Consider the following 7,589-nt stretch of genomic DNA (forward strand, 5'->3'; position numbering starts at 1 on the left):
GGACGGCCGAGCCTGGACGCCCGGTTCGTCAAGGCCGAGATCGCCCTCGCGCCGCTCCTGAAGGGCGAGTTCCGCTTCACCGAGACCCGGATCGGCCGGGCCGAGATCAAGCTCCCGGTCGCCGGCCCCGACGCCCTGAAGCTGCCGGCCGATTTCGGTGGCGCCCTGCGCGACCGCGACCTCGCGATCGAGAACCTGCAGATCCAGCAGTTCCTGGTCACCACGCAGGTGCCCGCCACCGGGCGGACCGACCAGCTCTACGTCCAGGACCTGCACCTGCAGGCGCCGGCCCTGGTCGGCCCCTGGCGGGTCGAGGGGACGAGCGGCGGCATCCCGTTCCGGGCGGTGAGCGGCACGCCGGGACCCGACGGGCGCCTCGCCGCCAAGATCTCCGGCGGCGGCGACGCGGCTCCGCGCTTCGAGGCGGATGCACGCTTCGGCCTCGCGCCGAGCGAAGCCGGCGGCTCCCTGGTCGAGGCCGAGGGCTCGGCGCGCCTCGTCGTCGGGCCGCCGACCCAGGCCGCGGGCGCCTACCTGCCCTTCTCGCTGGCCGGCACCTTCAAGGCCCGGGGTACGCAGGTGCGGTTCGAGGGCGTCGACCTCGCCATCGATCCCGGGGGCCGGAGCCTGCGGTTCGGCGGCACCGGCCGGCTCGATCTCCGCCAGTGGCGCGGCGGCCTGACCCTCGAGGCCCGCCGCCTCGACCTCGACGCCTTCCTGACCTCGGCGGAGGGCCAGAACCTGATCGGCCGCGGCCTGCCGCGCTCGGCCGGCAGCCTGCCGGCCATGCTCGACCTCGACCTCACGGTAGGCAGCGCCGTGCTCGGCGGCGAGGATTGGTCGAACCTCGCCCTCACCGGCACCCTGGAACGGGCCGGCGGCCTGCTGCTGCGCCGCCTGTCGGTGACGGGCCCGGCCGACGCCACCGTCGCGGCGAGCGGGCAGGTCGAGACGGCCCCGTTGCGCTTCACCGGCCCGGTGGCGCTCACCGCCCCCGATTCGGAGGCGCTGGGCCGCTATCTGCGCCGCCTCGGCGCCGAGGGGCCCCTCGTCGCGCTCCTCGACGGGCGCACGGTCGAGGCCGCCGCCGACCTGTCGGCCGCCGCCACCGGCCTGTCCCTGCGCAACCTGCGCCTCGGACTCGGACCGGCGCGGATCACCGGCAACGCCCGCTACACCGCCGCCGAGGGCACCGAGCGCGGCCGGTTCGAGGCCCAGATCCGCGCCAGCGGCCTCGACATCGCCGGCCTGCCGCCCCTTGGGACGACGCTCGGGACCCTGCGCGACACCGACCTCGCCCTGACCCTGGAAGCGAAGGATGTCCGGTTCGGCGCCACGGGCTCCGGCACTGGGACGATCGCGGCGCGGATCCAGTCCGACGGCGCCGGCCTCACGGTCGACAGCCTCGACGTCACCGATCTCGCCGGCGCCAGCGCCCGGCTGTCCGGCCAGATCGGCGCGGACGGGACCGGCCGCGTCTCCGGACGGCTGAAGGCCCCGGCGGCGGCGCCGCTGCTCGGCCTGCTCGAGCGGGTCTGGGTGGGCGAGATCCGCCTGCTGCCCGCCGTCCTGCGGGACGCGCCCCTCGACCTCGCCGTCACCCTCGACCGGGCGGGCGGCGCGGCCGCGGCTTTGCGGACTCAGGCGCGGGGCAGCGCCGGCGGCGGCACCCTCGACCTGACCCTGGCGAGCCGCGGCACGCGGATCGAGGGCGGCACCGCCACGCTCACCGCGCCCCGGGCGGGGGCGTGGTTCGGCCGCTCCGACATCGTTGGCCTCCAGCAGCCCGCCGAACTGCACGTGACGGCCGAGCGGCCGGACGGGCAGGCCCTCGCTCTGACGGCGAACGGCACGGTCGCGGGCCTCCGGCTCTCCACCGGCCGCCCGATCCTGGTCGGTCCCGACTTCGTGCCCACGGGCGGCGAAGTCCGGGCCGACACGGCCGATCTGGCGCCGTTCCTGACGCTCGCCGGCGCCGCGACCCTGGCCCCCGGCGCGTGGCCGGCCGACCTCACCGTCACGCTGTCGCGGCAGCAGGGCGAGGCCGCCGCCGCCATCGCCGGCACGGTCGCGGGTTCGGGGGTGAACGGGACGCTGCTGCGGGCGGCGGGCGGCGCCCTGCACGGCCGCCTCGCCCTTGACCGCCTGTCCGTGCCGCAGCTCGCCGCCGCCCTGGTGATCCCGCCGGGGGCGAACGGCACGTTCGGGCCGCCAACGGCCCATCCGGCCCTGTCCCTCGACGCCCGCGTCGCCAGCCTGGATCTCGGGCGCGGCCTCGTCGCCACGGAGGCGACGGCCGCCCTGGGCCTCAACGATGGGAACCTGATCCTGCGGGACCTGTCCGGCAAGCTCGCCGGGGGACGGCTCGTGGGTTCGGTGACGATCGCCCGTCTCGGGGCCGGCGCCGCGGTCTCCGGCTCGGGCAGCCTCGACGGTGCGGCGCTCCCGACGCTGGCCGGCGGCCCGATCGGCGGCCGCCTGAGCGCCGATCTGCGGTTCGCCGCCACGGCCGAGACCCTGCCGGGCCTCGCCGACAGCCTCTCGGGCAGCGGCGCGCTCACCCTGACCGATCTGAGCCTGCCCGCGGCCGATCCCGCGGCCCTCGGCCGGGTGCTGGCCCGGGCGGCCGAGATGGACGACCCGCTCCGCGAGGGGCGGCTCCAGGCCCTGGTCACCGAGGAACTCGCCCGGGGCGGCGGGCAGGCGCGGGGATCCGCCCGGGCCGCCGCCACCATCGTGGGCGGCGTCCTGCGGGCCGGGCCGTTCGACCTCGATCTCGGCCCGGCCCGCTGGGCCGGCACCGTCGGCTACGACCTGCGCGCCGGCCGCCTCGACGTCCGCGGCACGCTCGTGGGCGGCCCGGTCCCCCGGGGCTGGAATGCCGGCCCGCCCGCGGTCCAGTTCGGCCTGACCGGGCCCCTCGGCGCGCCGGAGCGCGTACTGGACGTCGGCACCCTGTCGAACGGCCTCGCCGCCTTCGTGCTGCAGCGCGAGCTGGAGACGATCGAGCTGACCGAGGCCGACCAGGTGGAGCGGCAGCGCCGCCGCGCCCGGATCGAGATGGACCGGGCCCGCGCGGCGGCTCTCAAGGCTGCGGCCGAGAAGGCTGCCGCCGAGAAAGCGGCTGCGGAGAAAGCCGCCGCGGAGAAGGCCGCCGAGGAGGCGGCGAAGCGGGCCCGCAATCCGGACGAGGGGATCGCCCAACCGCCGGCTCCCGCCGAGGTCCGACCATGAGGCCGGCCGCATCCTGAGGCAGCTCCCATCTCCGTGGGACCGGCCCCTCTGAACGCCTCAGGCGCCGCGCCCCGTCATGGCCCCGTCATCGCCGTCATGGGCCATGCGCCCGCACGGACGACGGCGCTCAAGCCTTCCCCACCGCCATGAGCGCGAAGGCGTAGATCAGCGCCACCTCCTCCAGCCGGTCGAACCGGCCGGCGGCGCCGCCGTGGCCGGCCTCCATGTTGATCCGCAGGAGCACCGGCCCGCCGCCCGTCATGGTGGCGCGCAGCCGCGCGACCCACTTGGCCGGCTCCCAGTAGGTGACGCGCGGGTCGGTGAGCCCGCCGAGCGCCAGGATCGCCGGATAGTCCTTGGCGGCGACGTTGTCGTAGGGCGAGTACGACAGGATTGTCCGGAAGGCGGCCTCGCTCTCCCCCGGGTTGCCCCATTCGGGCCATTCCGGCGGGGTCAGGGGCAGCTCCGCGTCGAGCATGGTGTTGAGCACGTCGACGAAGGGGACGTCGGCGACGATTCCGGCGAACAGCTCCGGCGCGAGGTTGGCCACCGCCCCCATCAGCATCCCGCCCGCCGATCCGCCATGGGCGACGATGCGCTTCTCGGCGGTGTAGCGCGCCGCGATCAGGGCCCGGGCGCAGGCGATGAAGTCCGTGAAGGTGTTGGGCTTCTTCTCGCGCTTGCCGTCGAGGTACCAGCGCCAGCCCTTCTCGGTGCCGCCGCGGATATGGGCGATCGCGTAGACGAAGCCGCGGTCGACGAGGCTCAGCAGGTTCGTGCGGAACGCCGCCGGCATCAGCGTGCCGTAGGAGCCGTAGCCGTAGAGCAGCAGCGGCGCGCTGCCGTCGAGGACGAGATCCCGCCGGTGCAGCAGCGAGATCGGCACCTGCGCGCCGTCGGGCGCGGTGGCGAAGAGCCGCCGGGTCACGTAGGCGGCCGGATCGTGGCCGCTCGGCACCGCCTGACGCTTGCGCAGGACCCGCGTGCGGGCCGCGCAGTCGTAGTCCCAGGTCTCCGACGGGGTCGTCATCGACGCGTAGACGAAGCGGATCGTGGCCGTGTCGAAGGCGAGGCCGGCGCGCAGGCCGAGGGAATAGGCTTCCTCCTCGAAGGCGACCGTGTGCTCGGCGCCGTCGGCCAAGTCGCGCACGACGATCCGCGGCTTGGCGTTCTCGATCTCCAGACGGATCAGGTGGCCGGTGAGCAGGTGCAGGTGGCGGATCATCACCCCGGCCCGGTGCGGCACGAGGTCGGTCCAGAGGGCGCGGCCCGGATCGTCCAGCGGCGCGGTGACGATCTTGAAGTCCTCGGCGCCGTCCGCGTTGGTGCGGATGAACAGCCGGTCGCCGCGATGCTCGACCCCGTAGATCAGCAGCGGCGTGCGCGGCTCGACGAGGCGCAAGGGGGCGTCCTCCGCGTGCCGGTCGAGGAGCCGGACCTCGGAGGTCTCATGGTCGCTCACCGTCACGTCGAGGAAGGCGCCGGACTGGGTCTTGCCGATATGGACGAAGTAGCCGGCATCGGCTTCCGTGTAGACGGTCTCGTCCTCGCTCTGCCCCGTGCCGATGCGGTGCCGCATGACCTTTGCGGGCCGGTGGTTGGCGTCCACCGCCACGTACCAGAAGCTCGCCCCGTCCGCGGCCCAGACCGCCTCGCCGGAGGTCGCGTCGACCCGGTCGTCGAGATCGAGGCCGGTGGCGACGTCGCGCACCCGGATCGTGTAGAGTTCCGAGCCCTTGGTGTCGGCGCTCCAGGCGAGTCGTTCGTGGTCGTCGGAATGCACCGCGGCGGCGATCTCGAAGAACGGCAGGCCCTCGCCCTCGCGGTCGCCGTCGATGAGGATCGTCTCGTCCGGGTCCGGCCCCGTTTCAGGCACGTCGGGCGACGTGGCCGGCCGCCGGCAGATCAGCGGGTGCTGGCCGCCCGCGCGATGGCGGGTGTAGTAGGCGAAGGGCCCGTCCGGCTCCGGGACGCCGCTCTCGTCCTCCTGGATGCGCCCGCGCATCTCGGCGACCAGCTGCCGCCGCAGCTCCGTGCTCCCGGCGAGCGCCTGTTCGGCGAAGGCGTTCTCGGCCTTCAGGTAGGCGGCGATGTCGTCGGGCAGCGCCGACGGGTCCTTGAGGACCGTCTGCCAGTTCTCGGCCTTCAGCCAGGCGTAATCGTCGGTGATCTCCTGCCCGTGGACGCTGAAGCGTCGCGGCCGGACCTCGGCGACCGGCGCGCCGGACCGGTGAGCGAGCAAGCCGTGGCCGATCTCCGTCATTGTCTCTCCCGTCGGGTCCCGTCACGTTCGGGTGACGGGATGTGTCCCGCCCGGCGCCGGGATGCAAGGCACCCGGGGCGCAGGGCGGCAGGGCGAGGGCTGTGTTGCGGGGCAGAACGGCGCGGTGATCCCGGGATCTGCGTCACCCCGCCGTCCAGGGGCATCCGGGCCGGGCGCACCGCGCCCAGGGTCTGAACGCCATCGGCTCGGCCGTCCGAGCGGCAGAGAGCCTCCGAGAGAGCCGCCGAGAGAGCCTCGGCGCCCCGCGGCGTCGCATCCGCGGGGCGATCTCCATCCACTGTCGTCCGTTCAGCGGCTCTTCTTGTAGAGCTTGCTCGCGATCTCGAAGATCTCCTGGGGCGCGTAGTTGGGCGCGAATGCCCCGTAATTGCCGTCGAGCTCGGGGATCTTGCCACCCTCGGGCAGACCGTCCACCACTTCCAGGTTGCCGGGCGGATCGCCGGGCAGCGCCACCTCGTCGTTCGACCACACGCCCGCCGCTTCCTTGTAGTCGTCGGGGCTGAACCGGTAGAGGCGCCGGTGCGAGCCCTCCTGCAGGTATTTCTGGCATTCCGGTATCTTGTCGAGGACGATGTTCGGCGTGGGCAGCATCTTCTCGATCTCGACGCCGGTGAGCTTCTTGAGCGCCAGCGCGTAGGCGTGGGCGTGGACCGAGCCGCGCACCAGGAGATAGCCGCAGACCTCGCGACCGGTCGGGTCCGTCAGGGTCTCGTAGACGCGCAGCTTGTGCAGGCGGGCGCCGCACTCCAAGTGGAAGTTGTGCAGCAGGTCGATGATGATGTTGCCCGTGGTCGTGACCATGTCGACGTTCCACGACTGGGCGTTCGAGTTGACAGGTGTCGCGCCGCCGCCGTTCGACAGGAAGCTGCCGGCCAGCCGGATGTCCTGCATGTCGTGGAAGGGGGCCTTGGAGACGTCGACCTCCTCGGTGTCGTCTCCCGGACCGTTGTTCAGCATGGCGATGCCGGTTGAGACCAGCTCGACATGCCCGAGTTCCTCCGCGAAGATGCTCGATACCAGGCTGTAGAAAGGGCGCAGCTTCGACTTGTTGCGGAAGTTGAAGCTTTGGAACATGTAGTTTCCGAGCGTCGACATCTCGCCGTATTTTCCGCCGAGCAGCTCCTGCAGGGCGGCAGCGGCGTTGGGATCGGGCTTCTTCGGCTGGGGCAGTTCAGCCTGAAGGCGGTCGAGCTTCATGAACATGCGAGCAGCTCCGTTTGCGCGGTGTGCGCAAGATGGCATCTGTTCGGGCGGATGATTGTTCCTGTCGCCTCGCAGATCGACAGGTGCGGGATCTGGCAATTACGCCAGGCGGGATTACGAATTCCGCCTCGATACGGTGGCAGCTGAGAAGCAGCCCGTCGCGTATCCATCCGCACCGGCCGGCCCGCTTTCGCCCCCTGTCGGCCGTGCGGAACGCCGTCGCCGCTTCCGGGGCGCGGCCCCTTGTCGGTCAGCCGGCAGCTTCGGCTTGGAACGGGGCGCGGCCCCTGGCGCGTCGCGCCGAAGGGGGCATCCGCCTCCGACCCATGCCGGCCGCCGGGACGGCCGTCGGCCGAGTCCGAAAGCAGCCCCGCATCCGTCAACTTCGGCTCGCGGTGGAAAGCGGCCGCCAGGTGCCGTTCCACACCCGGGATTGCAGACATCACGTCCGGAGCGGACGCTTCGCCCTTCCCGTGAGAGGGTAGATCGGCCCCGATCGCCGAGGCATTCGCGATCGGGCCGGTCCCCATCACCGCCGTATCACGCGCCGGGGTTACTGACGGTCGTCCAGCTCCGGCGCGCCGCTGCTGCGATCGGCGTAGGCCGCTCGAAACGCCGGGCGCTCCTGCCATCGCCGCCAGAAGGCATCGAGGTGCTCGAACCGCTCGTCCAGCGGCGTGGCGCAGACGGGGAATTTCGAGAAAGCCACCGCCGTCGCCAGCGTGATGTCCGAGAAGGTCGGCGCATCCCCGCCCAACATCCAGGCGCGGCCGTCCAGCACGATGCAGGTCTCCTCCTCGGCCGAGAACTGCCGGCGCGTGGCTCGGCGAAAATCCTTGATCAGGACTTCTGCCGGCTTCGTTGCCGG

3 protein-coding genes and 1 pseudogene are annotated in these 7,589 nt (G+C 73.0%); 1 reads left to right on the forward strand and 3 read right to left on the reverse strand.

Annotated elements, in window-relative coordinates:
• Nucleotides 1-3,234 (forward strand): AsmA-like C-terminal region-containing protein (locus tag I53_RS23460; protein ID WP_043355259.1); only part of this gene is annotated, 3,234 nt, incomplete at its 5' end.
• A gap of 127 nt (nt 3,235-3,361) precedes the next feature.
• On the opposite strand, the gene I53_RS23465 is transcribed toward I53_RS23460, so the two are convergent.
• The 3 genes and pseudogenes from I53_RS23465 to I53_RS23475 all read right to left on the reverse strand — a co-directional run.
• On the reverse strand, nt 3,362-5,497 hold the full coding sequence (locus I53_RS23465; RefSeq protein WP_043355260.1) for a S9 family peptidase: 2,136 nt from the start codon (nt 5,495-5,497) through the stop codon (nt 3,362-3,364).
• Nucleotides 5,498-5,806: 309 nt separating this feature from the next.
• The gene (locus tag I53_RS23470; RefSeq protein ID WP_043355261.1) at nt 5,807-6,721 is read right to left on the reverse strand and encodes a manganese catalase family protein; all 915 of its coding nucleotides are present in this window, start codon (nt 6,719-6,721) and stop codon (nt 5,807-5,809) included.
• Nucleotides 6,722-7,274: 553 nt separating this feature from the next.
• Nucleotides 7,275-7,589, reverse strand: a pseudogene (locus I53_RS23475) (hypothetical protein); the annotation flags it as partial.

This window comes from Methylobacterium sp. B1, from assembly GCF_000333255.1.
GTDB lineage: Bacteria > Pseudomonadota > Alphaproteobacteria > Rhizobiales > Beijerinckiaceae > Methylobacterium > Methylobacterium fujisawaense.